Source organism: Acinetobacter sp. YH12239 (assembly GCF_013417635.1).
Classification (GTDB): domain Bacteria; phylum Pseudomonadota; class Gammaproteobacteria; order Pseudomonadales; family Moraxellaceae; genus Acinetobacter.
Genome location: NZ_VPDP01000002.1, coordinates 392,219 through 407,766 on the forward strand (window position 1 = coordinate 392,219; position 15,548 = coordinate 407,766).

Consider the following 15,548-nt stretch of genomic DNA (forward strand, 5'->3'; position numbering starts at 1 on the left):
ACTTATGAATAAAAAATTTTTTGCACTCGCTACATTATTAGTTTCGAGTTTATTCCTGACGGCATGTAAAGATGAAAAGATCACCAACATTACATACGTCAATCAAGGTTCGGATACCCAACCAGAATATATAGAAAGCACGCTTTATGATCTGGACGAAGATAATACTTCACCCAATCAAGACAATCGGCAAATGTTCTTGATTCTGCACTACACAGCAGTATCTAAAGACGAAACATTGGCTTTGTTTAAAGATCCTAATTTCCCTGCCAGTAGTCACTATTTTGTACCCGAATTATCAACCAATGGTAAATTTACTGTGTACCGTCTTGTGCCTGATGATAAAAGAGCTTGGCATGCTGGCGCGAGTTCTTGGCAGACCAACAGTAGTTTGAATGCCTCGAGTATCGGAATTGAAATTGAAAATCTCGGTTTCCCTGCAGATGATGAACAACTCCCTTTGATGCAACGTCGATGGTATCCATTTTCATCAAAACAACAAATCGAAGTCCTTGCAGATATTATTTTAAAAATTACTAAAAAATACGAGATCAGACCCGACCGAATTTTGGGGCACAGTGATATTTCTCCAGGTCGCAAATTTGATCCAGGTCCGCTATTTCCTTGGAAACGTTTATATGAAGACTACAACATCGGTGCTTGGTACGATAACGACACTGTAAATTATTATCGTACCTATCATCCTTGGAAGAATGATATTGCTTCGTTACAAAGCAAATTGGCATTATACGGTTATAACGTTCCTGTCACTGGTCAATATGATCAAGTCACTCGAAATGTTGTATCCGCATTCCAAATGCATTTTTATCCTGAGAAATATGATGGTATCGCGGATATTGAGACTGTAGCCCGCCTTGATGCATTACTTGAGAAGTATCGAAATGTAGCTCGTCCGGCGATTTCACCATAAAACATCTGAGATCAGTTTAGTCGTCTATTTAAGTGAAGACTAAACTGATTTTCATATATTATTTTGGCGCCATACGAATTGCGCCATCCAATCGAATCACTTCACCATTTAAATACGAATTTTCAAAGATATGTCCAACCAGTTTCGCAAATTCTTCAGGTTTAGCTAAACGTGGTGGGAATGGAACCATCTGTCCCAATGCATCCTGCACATTTTGCGGAAGACCTTTAAGCATCGGAGTTTCCATGATCCCAGGTGCAATAGTCATAACACGGATCTTTTCGCGTGCTAACTCACGCGCCAATGGCAAAGTCATACCAACAACAGCGCCCTTAGATGCAGAATATGCAGCCTGACCAATTTGACCATCAAAAGCAGCAACTGAAGCCGTGTTCACAATGACACCGCGTTCTTCCTCTTCCCCCGAAAGCGCATACTGTGACATTAATTGCGCAGCATAGCGCAACATATTAAAGGTTCCACTGACGTTGATATTCAGCACTGTTTGGAACATATCTAAGGCATGCAGGCCATCACGACCAAGCACTTTAGCTGATGGTGCAATACCAGCACAATTGATTAAACCATTTAATTGTCCATATTTTTCTTGTATGTGTGCAAAGAATGATTCAACTGCTTTTTCATCAGTTACATCTAGTTTAATAAATTCTGCACCAATTTCTTGACCAGTCTGCTCGCCCAAAGATGCATTCATATCAACAATTACCACACGAGCACCCTGCTGTTGAAGATAAGCTGCTGTCGCCGCACCTAACCCAGAAGCGCCACCTGTAATAACAATCACTTTTCCTTGAATATTCATAAATCTCATTATCCTTTTTTTAGTTTTAAGTTGGCTTTAGGGTAATCCTCCTCTAATACGGATTCAATTTATTCAGTGACCAATTGGTATAAAAAAATTCAAAATAGTTATAATTTAATATTTATTTTATATAAAAAATTAATCACACATTACAGTTAAGTTTGCCTTAGTGACATGATTTAAAAACCATACAGTCATCGTTATTTTTTTGAATTCGACTAATATTTAGACTATTTTAATCTTATTCATTTCGGCATTTTGCCATATCTCCTAAAGGTTCAATCATGTTTAAAATGATCGATGTCTTAGAGCAAAATTTTGCTCAAACTTTCCCCCATGCACTTAATCAAGATGCAGATCGAATTTCAGAGCAGCTTCAAATGAGCATTCTGAATGCATCTGAAATAGATTTAAAAAATGCAATCAATCATTTCCTAAACACTCAAGATGCAAGTGAAACTGCACTTGCGTTAGATATTTCAACTGAACGTCTTAATGAACTGAAATCTGGCATTGCGTTAAAAGATGCTTCGAAAATTTCGGATACTCTAAAAGTAGTGGCGCTATGCTTGGCTTTGGAGTCAGACTCATTAGACCTTCTTGAAGTGAGCGATATTTCAACTGAGTATTTTGTATAATGTGAGTGTTGAGATCAAACTGATATGGTTTGGTCTCATTTTCTCTCTTAGCCTTGCTATATTAAATTATGTGACCTTCATCTCATTGCACTAATTCATATAAAGTTCTGATAATTCACTATATTTTCACAAAACCACAATATTTATAAAATATTGATTTGATTTCAATGTGTTAACTCATAATTTTAACTTTATCAAAATTTATTCTTTTAATATCTCATTTTCTTTTTTGTCACAAATCACCTAAAAGGCTATTTATATCGAAAATTTAGCGAATTAAATCAGGTACTTTAGTGAAAAAATCGATATCTCCATTGAAATTAGGACTGTTGGGTTTAGTAATTAGTGTTGTTCATAGTGGAGCTAATGCTGCCCTCCCTAAGGAAATCAAACTGGATTATGCCTATTATGCTCCTACGAGCTTAGTGGTTAAAAATCAAAAGTTATTAGAAAAGGCTTTACCCAATACCAAAATCAAATGGGTATTTAGTCAAGGCAGTAATCGCTCCTTAGAATATCTCAATAGCGGTAGTGTTGATTTTGCTTCAACAGCTGGTCTTGCCGCTGTATTAAGTCGTGCCAATGGTAGCCCTGTTAAAACGATTTATATCCAAAGCCAACCTGAGTGGACAGCTTTGGTCGTGCCAAAAGATTCCCCGATTAAATCCCTAAAAGATCTAAAAGGTAAAAAAATTGCCGCGACAAAAGGAACTGACCCATTTTTATTTACGCTACAAGCTTTAGATACCGTTGGATTGAATAAAAAAGATGTACAGCTTGTTCATTTGCAACATCCAGATGGCAAAACGGCGTTAGAGCGTAAGCAAGTGGATGCTTGGGCTGGCTTAGACCCTTTGATGGCATCAGCTCAAGTCCAGTCGGGTGCAAAACTGCTTTATCGTAATGTAGGCTTTAATAGTTATAGCGTGTTAAGCGTCAAAGAGCCATTTACTCGATCTAGCCCAGAAGCAATTGAAGCCGTAATTAAAGCGTATGAGCAAGCACGTAAATGGGCAAAAGCCAATCCAGATAAACTGGCGCAGTTACTCGCCACTGAAGCTAAACTACCTTTAGAGGTTGCAAAATTTCAGCTTCAGCGTACTGACTTTAATCAAAATATTCCTAAAGCCCAACACATTAATGCACTACAAAAATCCAGCAAAATCTTGACTGAAGAAGACTTAGTTCGTAAAGGAACAAATGTAAATCAAGTTGTTCAACAGTTATTTAATGCCTCATTCGCTCAAAAAGTGGTGACAAAATAATGGCGATCAGTGAAAAAGCGATTGAACATCGAAATATTGATGTCCAATCACAACTGTCGACAAAAGGGAATAAATGGTTGAAAAGCATTTTTCTCCCTGTATTACTGGTATTACTGTGTGAAATTTTGGTTCGAGGTGGTGTAGTTGAACCTTATCTACTACCTGCACCAAGTAGCTTGTTGGTTTCCCTGCAAGAACTTGCTCAGAATGATTTAGGGCAACATATTTGGGCGAGTACATGGCGAGTGTTTTTGGGATTTGCTATTGGTAGTGGCTTAGCACTATTTTTTGCAGTTTTGGTAGGACTCAATCGCCATGCAGAAGAGTTTATTGAACCGACCTTTTCTGCAATTAAGTCAATTCCTAGTCTTGCGTGGATTCCCCTCCTTTTGTTATGGCTAGGTATTGATGAGTCCTCAAAAATCACCCTCATTGCGATTGGTTCTTTTTTTCCAACCTATACCAATACTGTGGCTGGTATTCATGGTGTCGACCGAAAACTGATTGAGTTGGCTCAAGTGTATAGACTGAATCGTTGGCAACAGATCTACCAAATCGTTTTACCTGCAGCTTCTCCATCTATCCTTACAGGCTTGCGCAATAGTTTGAGTTTAGCTTGGATGTTTATGATTGCTGCTGAGCTCATTGCAGCAACGCAAGGTATTGGATATTTATTAAGTGATGGACGTGAAACATCGCGCCCAGATATTGTGATCATTGCCATTATTTTATTGGCAATATTAGGAAAAATCACGGATACCATAATGAAAGTATTTGAATCAAAATTATTGTTATGGCGTGATGTCATCAAAAGATAAATCAATAAAAAGCGACCTAAAGTCGCTTTTTATATTTCTAGTGAGGCCATTGCGCTAGAGTCACGCGATCGTTACCACCATAATCTTTAACGGTTCTCACTTTCTTATAACCTACTTGACGGAATAGGTGCTGAACAGCGTCTGCTTGATCATATCCATGTTCAAGTACCACCCAACCTTCAACAGTCAGATGCTTCTTGGCTTGTAAAATAATTTGCTCAAGATCCGCTAAACCTTTTTTATCAGAGATTAATGCACGTTGAGGCTCGGTCACCAAATTGTGCATATGTTCATCTGCTGGATCAATATAAGGCGGATTAGACACAATGACATCAAAAAATTGACGGCCAAACGGTTTTAACCAACTGCCTAATACAAATTCAACCTGATCTAAGTCATGTTGCTCAGCATTAAATTTAGCGACCTCCAATGTAGGCTCATAAATATCGGTTGCTGTTACAGACCAATTAGGACGTTCGGAAGCGAGTGACAATGCAATGGCACCTGTTCCAGTTCCCAAATCTACAACGCGCGCATCCTCAGGCAATTCTAACTTTAAAACTGTCTCCACCAAAACCTCGGTGTCTGGTCTAGGCACCAAAGTATCAGACGTCACTTTTAAGTCCAATGTCCAAAAAGGTTGCGAACCTGTGACATAAGCTAAAGGCTCACCTGCTTCAATCCGAGCAATCGCCTCTCGATACGCCTGCTCTTGTTCCGCAGTGAGCTCTTTATCCTTATTCATCACTAAATCGAATGAATCGATTTTAGTGATATGTTCGAGCAACCAAGCATTTTCTTGACGCTCATAACTTTCAGGCTCACCACGCAGTGCAAGCGCTTGTTGAATGTTCATTAACCACCATTCTGCTGTGCAAGCATTGCCAATTGATCCGCTTGATATTCACGATGTAAGCTATCTAAAAGCTCAGTCAAATCTCCTTCCATCACCGCATCCAACTTATATAAAGTTAAGTTAATACGATGATCAGTCATACGACCCTGAGGATAATTATAGGTACGAATACGTTCTGAACGATCACCTGAACCCACCAAATCACGACGCATTTCAGATGTCGCAGCATCAGCTGCTGCACGTTTAGCATTCTCAAGACGAGATGCCAATAATGCCATTGCCTTTGCTTTGTTCTTATGTTGCGAACGCTCTTCCTGACATTCAACGACAGTTCCCGTCGGAATATGCGTGATTCGTACAGCAGAATCCGTTTTATTAACGTGCTGACCACCCGCTCCAGATGCACGATAAGTATCAATACGCAAGTCTGAAGGGTTAATGTCTACAGTCGTATCAACATCGATTTCAGGAAGAATTGCAACGGTACAAGCTGAAGTATGAACTCGACCTTGTGATTCAGTTGCAGGAACGCGCTGAACTCGATGAGCACCGCTTTCAAATTTTAAGCGTCCGTAAACACCTTCACCATTAATTAAACAAATAATTTCTTTGTAACCGCCATGTTCACCTTCATTTTCAGAAAGGATTTCGACACGCCAACCCTGTGATTCAGCATATTTACTGTACATACGGAATAAATCACCAGAGAAAATCGCAGCTTCATCGCCACCTGTCCCTGCACGTACTTCCAGATATGCAGAGTTCGCATCATTTGGATCTTTCGGAATCATCAGAATATTCAATTCTGCCTCTAAAGATTCAATTAATGCTTTATTTTCTTTAATTTCTTCTTGTGCCATTTCCTTAAAGTCAGGATCTGACAACATTGCTTCAGCCGTTACAATATCTTCTTCCGCTTGGGTATATTTTTTCCAAACAGTGGTGATTTCAGTCAAATCATTGTGTTCACGTGACAAATTACGGAAACGCTTATTGTCGGAAATGACTTCAACATCAGCCAATAGCGCTTCTAATTCTTCATGACGATCACAAAGTTGGTCTAATCGTAAACGTAACGATTCTTTCATGTTAAATAAAATCTCTAATACTGGATTAACTTAAGGACTGCCTTAAATTAATATTTCTAAAATTGCGAGTAGTTTAACGACTCTGACATTCAATTAACATATTTATATAGAATGACTTTGCAAAACCATTTTTCAATCCTTGTCACACCCAATTAATGGATAATCAAAAAATTAGCTCCATAACTGCCAAGTTTAAAAACTGTTTACTGAATCAACTCTCCATAGTTTCTTCTTAATCAGCCCAATAATGCATATTGAATGATCAGTTGTAATATAAAAACAACATTGTGCAACCAAAACGTAAAACTCTAGGTTAACTTCTACATATTTAGCGCTTCAATTCTTGTTACATTGTGCTCAACGAATTATTACTCGTCCACGAACAAGGACATGGAGTCACACATGAAATTGAATACCCTATTAATGTCAGCCACCTTAGCCACTGCATCAATGTTCACGGTATCTGCACATGCTGACAGTACAGCGCGTGTCGCTGCTGCGAGTGCTTTAGGTAGTGTAGCAGGTACAGCAATTGGTAAAAACATGGGTGGCACAACAGGTGCAACTTTAGGTGCAGCACTTGGTGGTGCTGGTGGTGCTGCAGTTGCCAGTAATAAACGTAACCGTACTGAATCTGCCATCGGCGGTGCATTAGGTGGCGGTGCGGGTTATACCGTAGGTAATAGCATGGGTGGAACCAATGGTGGTTATGTCGGCTCAGCTTTAGGTGCTGCTGGCGGTGCTGCTCTTGGTAACAAAATTGCGAAAGACAAAGCATACGATGCTCGCCAAGATCGTAAATGGAAAAAGAAAAAACGTAACCGTCGTTAATTCAAACTGATTGATCGTTTCCCCTTTGAATACTCTGTATTCACCTCGATGCGCCTTAGGGCGCATTTTTTTATCAACAAATTAATTATGGATAAATTAGGGAGAGAAAAATACAAACAAGCAACTTGCTCTCCCAAATGATTGCAGAAATTTGGATTAAATTAAAACGATCAAATATAAGACTTCGACAAGGAGTTCACCATGAAATTTAATTCAAAGTTATTTGCTGCTGCGATCGCAACTGCTGCCTTGAGTACAACAACCGCTTATGCTGATAGTTCGTCTAGAGTTGCCCTCACATCTGCTTTAGGTGGAGTCGTTGGTGCTGCGATTGGTCAACAAATGGGTGGCTCAACTGGAGCAATGATCGGATCAGCGATTGGTAGTGCTGGTGGCGCAGCAGCATCAGCGAATAAAAAAGATCGTAATGCTGCTGCAATTGGTGCTGCATTAGGTGGTGCTGGTGGTTACACGGTTGGTAATAATATGGGCGGAACAAATGCTGGTTATGCTGGTGCTGCATTAGGTTCAGCTGGCGGTTCAGTTTTAGGTAAAAAAGTGGCTGAAGACCGTCGCGAAGATGATTATAGAGATCGTTATGATCGTCGTGACCGCGGTTATCGCAATTCAAACTATCGTTATAATGACCGTAATTACAGAAGTGACAATGGTCGTCATTTAGGTTGGTATAAAAACGGTAAACGCTAATTCCAAACTCTTAAAATTCAAGCGCTCAACTTAGAGCGCTTTTTTATTTACACTTATATCGTTTTTTTTCAATATACAAATACTCAAGTTCGTATTAACATCTTTATGAGTGTTCAAAAGAGTAGAATGTTATGCGAAGCTTAAAAGATATCGAGTTTTCAGTATTGGAACTCGCTCCTGTACGCGATGATAAAACGGTTGCTTTTTCACTACAGCATGCTTTGGAGTTAGCACAAAAAATCGAACAATTGGGTTTTAAAAGACTGTGGCTTGCAGAACACCATAATATGGACGGTATCGCTAGCTCAGCTACAGCTGTTTTATTAGGCTATATCCTTGCAAACACCTCCTCTTTAAAAGTAGGTTCTGGCGGAATCATGCTACCTAATCATGCACCACTTGTTGTAGCAGAACAATTTGGAACACTAGCAACGCTTTATCCTGATCGAGTTGAACTAGGATTAGGACGCGCACCAGGTACAGATCAATTGACCATGCGTGCCTTACGCCGAGGTCGTCAAGAGACTGAGGATCAATTTCCACAAGACGTGCTCGAAATTTTGAGCTATTTGGGAGATCCATCACCACATCAAAGAATCAAAGCGACACCAGGTCAAGGAACACATGTTCCAGTATGGCTGTTAGGTTCTAGCTTATTTAGCGCACAATTGGCAGCCAAACTTGGCTTACCTTATTCTTTTGCCTCTCACTTTGCCCCTCGTATGCTGGGTCAAGCGATTCAACTTTACAGAGAAAACTTCGAACCTTCTGAATATTTGGATCGTCCTTATGTATCAATGGGCGTTCCAACTGTTGTAGCTGATACTGATGAAGAAGCTGAATACTTGGCAACTAGCGCTTATCAACGTGTATTAGGTTTAATGCGCGGGCAAAGCTTAAAACTCAAACCTCCAGTTAAATCAATGGATGGAATTTGGTCTGCTCCAGAAAAGATGTCAGTTGACAATTTTTACGCAATGGCTCAAATCGGATCACCAGAAACTGTGAAACAAGGTCTTGAACAACTACTGGTGCCTTATGATGTAGATGAGTTTATTTTTACCTGTGATATCTACGATACAGCCAAACGCATTCAAAACTTTGAGTATTTAATGCAAATTAAGCAAAACGCTTAGATCAAAAAATCTGAAATGATTGAGTAATGGTTTTGATTTCGAATCTGTTCTTAATTACTCTTTCATTTCTTGAGTTTGTCAAACAACTATTGGCAATAAATGACATCGAATGTCCCCAAAAGACTATTCCAATTAAACAATTCTTTTAACCAATAATATTAATTATTCATAATCAAACACTTAAAAGTTGGCATTTTATATCAAATTAGAATAAGCACTTCTGCAAAATACATCACATTTTTAAGCGATAGAATTTCATGATTAAAAAATAAATACGGATGTATAACATGGCCTCTATCGACTTAGAAAAAATGTTGGATAAAGTAAAACATACTCAATGGACACTCTCTGATATTGAGTGGGATGCTCCTGGCAAAGAATTAGTCACCGCAGAACAGTGGCCAAAGCTTAAAGATTTTATGGCTGATCTAATGTGGATCGAACATGTGGGTGCACGTGCATTTTCTGCAATGTCAAAAAAAGCACCGACAGATACGCTTCGTGAAATGTATGCCATTTTCCACGCTGAGGAACAGCGTCATGCCAATGCCGAAATGGCACTGATGAAAAGATGGGGTATGCTTGAAGGCGACATTCCTAAACCCAATAAAAACTTAAGACTAATTATCGAATGGCTCGACACTTATGCTGACGAAATGCCCTTCTATATTCTAGGTGCTGTCATCCCGATGCTAGAAGTCGCTCTTGATGGCGCCCTTTGTACATTCCTATTGGATACTGTAGAAGACCCAGTTTGCCATCAAGCTTTTGAACTGATTAATGGTGACGAAGCTCGACATTTAGGTGTTGGATTTAGTGTCATGGAAGATCAAGGCTACAATAAAACCTTTATTGAGCTTTCTAAAATGGCAGCGCGTGTTGTAGATCCACGTTTATTACTCGGTATTCTTGCCTACTTACCACTCATTAATAAAATGCGTGATAACGTGATTAAACTAGGCTTGCCAGAAGAAAAGCTCTATGCAGCGATGCACAAATTTGCTCGAATCGGTGGACGTACTGCAGAAGGTCGTCGTAATCCTTGGTATCAGATTATTAACTTCCATGCACGAAGTGCCATGAACCGACGTAATAAATGGTTTCATATCCCTGTCGACACCATGGTAAAAATGACTGATAAGATTCCAGAAAAATCTTTACCTAAAATTCCTTCTTGGATATATGAATTAACTGCAGAACCAAAAGCAACCCACTAAAACAATAATTAGGTACAGAAATGAAAAAAAGGAATAAAGCCCACACGGATTCGTTCTTTCATAATGAAGCTGAATATTTTTCCGACTTTAAAGGAAAAATTATCTCAGCTGAGGACATCAAACAAACCGATTTTACAGGATTAAAGGTCGCGATTATTGGTGCCAATCAAATGTCAGTCTCACATTTAGATGTGATTTGTCAGAATGCGCTATTCGTCAAAGTATTTCAAATGACACCTCATTTCGTTTTGCCACACACTGAAAAAGGGATTCAAAAAATTATTGCTCATCCCCTCATCGCTAAAAATAAGCGATTATTTAATCAGCGTATTAAGACGACATTGGCAATACGATATTTAGATTCTCAGATTTCAGATACTTGGTTAAAAAGACAATTGATGCCAAATCCAGCTTCGTCGCAAAAAATATTTTTTAAATCCGATCATTATTACAACGCCTTACAGCGAGAAAACTGTAAATTGATCACATGGCCAGTCGTGAAAATTACTGAAAATGCCGTTCAAAGTATGGAAGGAATCGAACACTTAGTAGATATTATTATTACAACGTACGAATAGTGATCATCATTTTGTAGATAAATGCGATTCTAAATGACATTTTATGATGAAATTATAGACACTTGAATTATATAATTTTTGAATTTTATGAGTATTTATGACGATTAATCGCTTAATAAAAAAGAAGCACAGCTAGTGCTTCTTTTTTTTAAATTAGATTTACAGATTTAACCAATCCGACGTTTTAAGCCAGTCATTTGCAATACTCGTGTTGAGATTTCTTCAATCGACATTTCTGAAACATTTAGATATTTAATCCCTTCAGAAATATAAATACCTTCGATTGCACGCAATTCCATCTGGCATTGGCTAAAACTTGCATAACGACTGTTGGCTTTGCGTTCAGATCGAATTGCCACCAAACGATCAGCATCAATCATTAATCCAAACAATTTATGCTTATGTGGACGTAAAACTGCTGGCAAACGGTTGTCATCCAAATCTTCTTCAGTTAACGGATAGTTCGCAACTCGAATACCAAATTGTAATGACAAATAAATTGAGGTCGGTGTTTTACCAGAACGCGACACTCCAATCAAAATTAAGTCCGCTTTATCATAGTGTCTTGTACGTGCGCCATCATCATTATCCAGCGCGAAATGTACAGCATCAATACGTGCCTTATAAGACTCTGAATCAGTCACAGCATGCGTTTGTCCGACTAAAGTTGTAGGGGCTGTTCCAAGCACCTCAGATAGCTTACTAATTAACCCTTCAAACACATCTAAATTAACCGCATTTGCCGTATTGATGATATCCCGAACATAGGGATCCACAAGCGTATCAAAGACAAGAGGTTGTTGGCCATCAGACTCTGCGCGAGCGTTAATCTCTGCAACGACGTTCATTGCGGCTTCTTCTGTAGTGATATACGGAATAATATGAATATCAAAATCGACATGAGGAAATTGAGCCAATAAAGAATGCCCGAGTGTTTCAGCCGTAATGGCAGTACCATCGGAAATAAAAAAAACACTTCGTTTAATATCTTTACTTTCTGCCATTAAATTAATCCTCAAATATTTGTCTAAGTACTATATAATCTTTATAGTAAACCGATCTTACATGACTGTCGCTTAGTAATGAAAGTTTGCTAAGTTTTCACAGAAAAATATCATGCCAAGATAGTGATTAATACTGCAAAAGTGGAGTAACAACTTTGGAAGCACGCGTAATCGGTCTGGAAAAATTAGGTAAACACGACGTAGAAATCGTGGGCGGTAAAAACTCATCTCTAGGCGAAATGATCAGCCATTTAGCAAATGCTGGTGTATCAGTTCCAGGTGGTTTTGCAACAACTGCTGCAGCTTACCGTGAATTCCTTGAGCAAAGTGGTCTAAATGCCAAAATTTCAGCCGAGCTCAAACAACTCAATGTTGACGACGTAAATGCACTTGCTGAAACTGGTGCTAAAATCCGTCAATGGATCGTTGATACTCCGCTTACTCCAGCACTTGAAAAAGAAGTTCGTGATGCATTCGCAACTCTTTCTAACGGCAACCCTGAGATCGCGGTTGCCGTTCGTTCATCTGCGACTGCAGAAGATTTACCAGACGCATCTTTTGCAGGACAACAAGAGACTTTCCTAAACATCCGCGGTATTGATAACGTCTTAATCGCGATTAAAGAAGTTTTTGCTTCACTTTATAACGACCGCGCAATTGCTTACCGTGTACACCAAAACTTCGATCATGACATCGTTGCTCTTTCTGCTGGTGTGCAACGTATGGTTCGTTCAGAGACTGGTGCTGCTGGTGTAATGTTTACACTGGACACTGAATCTGGTTTCCGTGACGTTGTATTCATTACTGCATCTTACGGTTTAGGCGAAATGGTCGTTCAAGGCGCTGTAAACCCTGATGAATTCTATTTATCTAAGCCACTTTTAAATGCGGGTAAACACGCAGTATTGCGTCGTAACCTTGGCTCTAAGCACCAAAAAATGATCTACGGTGAAGAAGGCTCTGCTGGTAAATCAGTTGTTGTTGTGGATGTTGAAAAAACTGAACGCCAACAATTTGCTTTAAATGATCAAGAATTACAAGAACTTGCTAAGCAAGCGTTAATCATTGAGCAACACTATGGTGCGCCAATGGATATCGAATGGGCGAAAGACGGTGATGACGGTCAAATTTACATCGTTCAAGCACGTCCTGAAACTGTGAAAAGCCGTGAGAATGTCGGCTCAATGGAACGCTACCTATTAAAACAAAAAGGTACAGTTCTTTGTGAAGGTCGCTCAATCGGTCAGCGTATCGGTTCTGGTAAAGTACGTATTGTTAATTCAATCAAAGAGATGGACAAAGTCCAAGATGGCGACGTTCTTGTTTCTGACATGACCGATCCTGATTGGGAACCAGTTATGAAGCGTGCTGCTGCGATCGTTACAAACCGTGGTGGTCGTACTTGTCATGCCGCGATTATTGCACGTGAACTCGGTGTTCCAGCGATTGTTGGATGTGGTAACGCAACAGAAGTACTTGTCGATGGTCAAGAAGTGACTGTTTCATGTGCTGAAGGCGATACAGGTTTCATTTACGAAGGCGCTTTAGATTTCGAAATTCAACGTAACTCGATTGAATCTATGCCAACACTACCGTTCAAAATCATGATGAACGTTGGTAACCCTGATCGCGCATTTGACTTCGCTCAAATTCCAAACGAAGGTATTGGTCTTGCACGTTTAGAATTCATCATCAACCGTATGATTGGTGTTCACCCTAAAGCATTACTCAATATTGACAGCTTACCTCGCGAAACACGTGCAGCTGTGATGACCCGTACTGCAGGTTACTCTTCACCGATCGAATTCTATGTTGAAAAACTCGTTGAAGGTATTTCTACACTTGCTGCAGCATTTGCTGATAAACCTGTCATCGTACGTATGTCTGACTTCAAATCGAATGAATACGCGAACTTAATCGGTGGTAAGTTATACGAACCTGAAGAAGAAAACCCAATGTTGGGCTTCCGTGGTGCGAGCCGTTATGTTTCTGACAACTTCCGTGACTGCTTTGAATTAGAATGCCGTGCATTGAAGAAAGTTCGTGATGAAATGGGTCTGACCAACGTTCAAATCATGATTCCATTCGTACGCACAGTCGCTGAAGCAAAACGTGTTATTGAACTTCTTGCTGCAAATGGCTTAAAACGTGGCGAAAATGGTCTTAAAGTGATCATGATGTGTGAATTACCAACCAATGCTCTACTTGCTGAACAATTCTTAGAGCATTTTGATGGCTTCTCAATCGGTTCAAATGACTTAACTCAGTTAACGCTTGGTCTTGACCGTGACTCAGGCATCGTTTCTCATTTATTTGATGAACGCGATCCAGCAGTAAAAGCACTTCTTTCAATGGCGATTCATGCATGTCGTAAAGCAGGCAAATATGTGGGTATTTGTGGTCAAGGACCATCAGACCACCCAGATCTTGCTCGTTGGTTAATGGAACAAGGTATCGAATCTGTTTCACTCAACCCAGACTCAGTTTTAGATACATGGTTCTTCTTATCTGAAGAAAAGACTAAACAAGCTTAATAAACTATGTTAAAAAAAGACCCATTCGTGGGTCTTTTTTTTACCCCATTATTTTTAGTAATTTTTGAGAAATTAGGTTTATGCAAATTTACTTGGCGAGAAATAATCAACAAGCTGGACCGTATACGGTAGAGCAGTTAAATCAAATGCTCTCGAGCCAACAAGTTTTACTCACAGACTTGGTCTGGCATCAAGGTATGACTGAATGGAAAGCTTTAGGTGAACTCACTCAAGGAAAATTATATTACCAACCTGAAGGCTATCATCCCACTCCACCAGTACAACAAAGCTATTCAAATCCTTCAATTTCGAGTGTCAATGTTCAAAAAAATACTACACAGCAAGAACTTGCCTCAATTGGATCTCGATTTTTAGCTAAACTCGTTGATCTGGCGCTGTGGTTGCCTGCCATGGTGATTCCTTCATTTTTCATGCAAGAAGAACAAGTTGCTCAATTGACTGAACTTCAGCAAAAAATGCAGAATGCTAGCTCATCAGATCAAGCAATCAAATTACAGGAACAGTTATTTACACTGATTCCAATGGAAGCCTGGCAAGCAATGTTGGTTTACATTGTAGTAATGCTAGCTGCTCAAGCATTTTTAATTGCGAAAAGTGGTCAGAGTTTAGGTAAAAAAGTAGCAAAAATTCAGATTGTAGATGCTGAAAATGGTCAGCAAGTAAACTTAATGCGTGCTTTCACATTGCGTAGTGTGATTTTTATTGTATTGAATTTACTCTTTATGCCATTCATTACCATCATTGATCATGCCTTCGGTCTAAGTCAAAAAAGACAAACTTTGCACGATAAATTAGCAAAGACTAAAGTCGTAAAACGATAATTTCTATCTTAGGGGAGCAAATGCTCCCCTTTGTTTTGCTTCTATTTTCGCATCAAAAGTAATCAACTCTTCAACCAATTCCGACCAAACAAATTGGGTTTAATCCTTATATTTAAAGGCACTTTACATATAGCTTAGTTGGTCGTTATAGGGCATAATGCCCTACAACGTAGCGGTGTCGTATGACTGGAATCCGAGAAATGTAATTTTCTGTTTTTCAATCATGTGACACTATAATCGCTATCCCATAATTTTATTAGGGAATGGGACTCTTCACCG

The 15,548-nt window shown here is 39.3% G+C and carries 14 protein-coding genes and 1 pseudogene; 11 read left to right on the top strand and 4 right to left on the bottom strand.

Going from position 1 to position 15,548, the window contains the following annotated elements; translation table 11 throughout:
• Window positions 1–4 precede the first annotated feature (4 nt).
• Window positions 5–931, top strand: a complete 927-nt coding sequence (locus FTV17_RS03955) for an N-acetylmuramoyl-L-alanine amidase (protein ID WP_179998251.1) — start codon at window positions 5–7, stop codon at window positions 929–931.
• 58 nt (window positions 932–989) lie between these two features.
• Here the strand turns inward: FTV17_RS03955 and FTV17_RS03960 are convergent, their stop codons facing one another.
• The gene (locus FTV17_RS03960; RefSeq protein ID WP_179998252.1) at window positions 990–1,754 is read right to left on the bottom strand and encodes a 3-hydroxyacyl-CoA dehydrogenase; all 765 of its coding nucleotides are present in this window, start codon (window positions 1,752–1,754) and stop codon (window positions 990–992) included.
• Between the two features lie 284 nt (window positions 1,755–2,038).
• Here FTV17_RS03960 and FTV17_RS03965 point away from each other — a divergent pair, with 284 nt between their 5' ends.
• The 3 genes and pseudogenes from FTV17_RS03965 to FTV17_RS03975 all read left to right on the top strand — a co-directional run.
• Complete coding sequence (locus tag FTV17_RS03965) at window positions 2,039–2,392, top strand: hypothetical protein (protein WP_179998253.1); 354 nt, start codon at window positions 2,039–2,041, stop codon at window positions 2,390–2,392.
• A 314-nt stretch (window positions 2,393–2,706) separates the two neighbouring features.
• The gene (locus tag FTV17_RS03970) at window positions 2,707–3,657 is read left to right on the top strand and encodes an aliphatic sulfonate ABC transporter substrate-binding protein (protein WP_218945281.1); all 951 of its coding nucleotides are present in this window, start codon (window positions 2,707–2,709) and stop codon (window positions 3,655–3,657) included.
• Window positions 3,658–3,773: 116 nt separating this feature from the next.
• Window positions 3,774–4,475 (top strand): annotated as a pseudogene (locus FTV17_RS03975) (ABC transporter permease); the annotation flags it as partial.
• A gap of 37 nt (window positions 4,476–4,512) precedes the next feature.
• Here FTV17_RS03975 and prmC read toward each other — a convergent pair.
• Together prmC and prfA are read right to left on the bottom strand one after the other, a co-directional pair.
• Window positions 4,513–5,331: a peptide chain release factor N(5)-glutamine methyltransferase gene (gene prmC / locus FTV17_RS03980; protein ID WP_179998256.1), complete on the bottom strand. Its 819-nt coding sequence runs from the start codon at window positions 5,329–5,331 to the stop codon at window positions 4,513–4,515.
• Window positions 5,331–6,419, bottom strand: coding sequence for a peptide chain release factor 1 (prfA, locus tag FTV17_RS03985; RefSeq protein WP_035267080.1), 1,089 nt, complete (start codon window positions 6,417–6,419; stop codon window positions 5,331–5,333). Before prfA ends, prmC begins: the two co-directional genes overlap by 1 nt.
• 402 nt (window positions 6,420–6,821) lie before the next feature.
• Between prfA and FTV17_RS03990 the strand changes: the two genes are divergently transcribed.
• The 5 genes from FTV17_RS03990 to FTV17_RS04010 all read left to right on the top strand — a co-directional run bounded on the left by FTV17_RS03990 (window position 6,822) and on the right by FTV17_RS04010 (window position 10,889).
• The gene (locus FTV17_RS03990; protein WP_035267078.1) at window positions 6,822–7,250 is read left to right on the top strand and encodes a hypothetical protein; all 429 of its coding nucleotides are present in this window, start codon (window positions 6,822–6,824) and stop codon (window positions 7,248–7,250) included.
• A gap of 201 nt (window positions 7,251–7,451) precedes the next feature.
• A complete protein-coding gene (locus FTV17_RS03995; protein ID WP_179998257.1) occupies window positions 7,452–7,958 on the top strand; it encodes a hypothetical protein in 507 nt (168 codons plus the stop codon).
• Between the two features lie 131 nt (window positions 7,959–8,089).
• Window positions 8,090–9,094: an LLM class flavin-dependent oxidoreductase gene (locus FTV17_RS04000; protein WP_179998258.1), complete on the top strand. Its 1,005-nt coding sequence runs from the start codon at window positions 8,090–8,092 to the stop codon at window positions 9,092–9,094.
• Window positions 9,095–9,381: 287 nt separating this feature from the next.
• Window positions 9,382–10,311, top strand: coding sequence for a ferritin-like domain-containing protein (locus FTV17_RS04005; RefSeq protein WP_179998259.1), 930 nt, complete (start codon window positions 9,382–9,384; stop codon window positions 10,309–10,311).
• 20 nt (window positions 10,312–10,331) lie between these two features.
• A complete protein-coding gene (locus tag FTV17_RS04010) occupies window positions 10,332–10,889 on the top strand; it encodes a flavoprotein (RefSeq protein ID WP_179998260.1) in 558 nt (185 codons plus the stop codon).
• A 167-nt stretch (window positions 10,890–11,056) separates the two neighbouring features.
• On the opposite strand, the gene FTV17_RS04015 is transcribed toward FTV17_RS04010, so the two are convergent.
• Window positions 11,057–11,893, bottom strand: a complete 837-nt coding sequence (locus FTV17_RS04015; protein ID WP_035267069.1) for a pyruvate, water dikinase regulatory protein — start codon at window positions 11,891–11,893, stop codon at window positions 11,057–11,059.
• Between the two features lie 155 nt (window positions 11,894–12,048).
• Here FTV17_RS04015 and ppsA point away from each other — a divergent pair, with 155 nt between their 5' ends.
• On the top strand, window positions 12,049–14,427 hold the full coding sequence (ppsA, locus tag FTV17_RS04020; RefSeq protein ID WP_179998261.1) for a phosphoenolpyruvate synthase: 2,379 nt from the start codon (window positions 12,049–12,051) through the stop codon (window positions 14,425–14,427).
• A gap of 80 nt (window positions 14,428–14,507) precedes the next feature.
• Window positions 14,508–15,269, top strand: coding sequence for an RDD family protein (locus FTV17_RS04025; RefSeq protein ID WP_179998262.1), 762 nt, complete (start codon window positions 14,508–14,510; stop codon window positions 15,267–15,269).
• The last annotated feature ends 279 nt before the right edge of the window (window positions 15,270–15,548 follow it).

What these genes read in the sequence shown, in the direction of transcription:
- FTV17_RS03955 (WP_179998251.1), top strand. Translation starts at nt 5, where the DNA reads ATGAATAAAAAATTTTTTGCACTCGCTACATTATTAGTTTCGAGTTTA.
- FTV17_RS03960 (WP_179998252.1), bottom strand. Translation starts at nt 1,754, where the DNA reads ATGAATATTCAAGGAAAAGTGATTGTTATTACAGGTGGCGCTTCTGGG.
- FTV17_RS03965 (WP_179998253.1), top strand. Translation starts at nt 2,039, where the DNA reads ATGTTTAAAATGATCGATGTCTTAGAGCAAAATTTTGCTCAAACTTTC.
- prmC (WP_179998256.1), bottom strand. Translation starts at nt 5,331, where the DNA reads ATGAACATTCAACAAGCGCTTGCACTGCGTGGTGAGCCTGAAAGTTAT.
- prfA (WP_035267080.1), bottom strand. Translation starts at nt 6,419, where the DNA reads ATGAAAGAATCGTTACGTTTACGATTAGACCAACTTTGTGATCGTCAT.
- FTV17_RS03990 (WP_035267078.1), top strand. Translation starts at nt 6,822, where the DNA reads ATGAAATTGAATACCCTATTAATGTCAGCCACCTTAGCCACTGCATCA.
- FTV17_RS03995 (WP_179998257.1), top strand. Translation starts at nt 7,452, where the DNA reads ATGAAATTTAATTCAAAGTTATTTGCTGCTGCGATCGCAACTGCTGCC.
- FTV17_RS04000 (WP_179998258.1), top strand. Translation starts at nt 8,090, where the DNA reads ATGCGAAGCTTAAAAGATATCGAGTTTTCAGTATTGGAACTCGCTCCT.
- FTV17_RS04005 (WP_179998259.1), top strand. Translation starts at nt 9,382, where the DNA reads ATGGCCTCTATCGACTTAGAAAAAATGTTGGATAAAGTAAAACATACT.
- FTV17_RS04010 (WP_179998260.1), top strand. Translation starts at nt 10,332, where the DNA reads ATGAAAAAAAGGAATAAAGCCCACACGGATTCGTTCTTTCATAATGAA.
- FTV17_RS04015 (WP_035267069.1), bottom strand. Translation starts at nt 11,893, where the DNA reads ATGGCAGAAAGTAAAGATATTAAACGAAGTGTTTTTTTTATTTCCGAT.
- FTV17_RS04025 (WP_179998262.1), top strand. Translation starts at nt 14,508, where the DNA reads ATGCAAATTTACTTGGCGAGAAATAATCAACAAGCTGGACCGTATACG.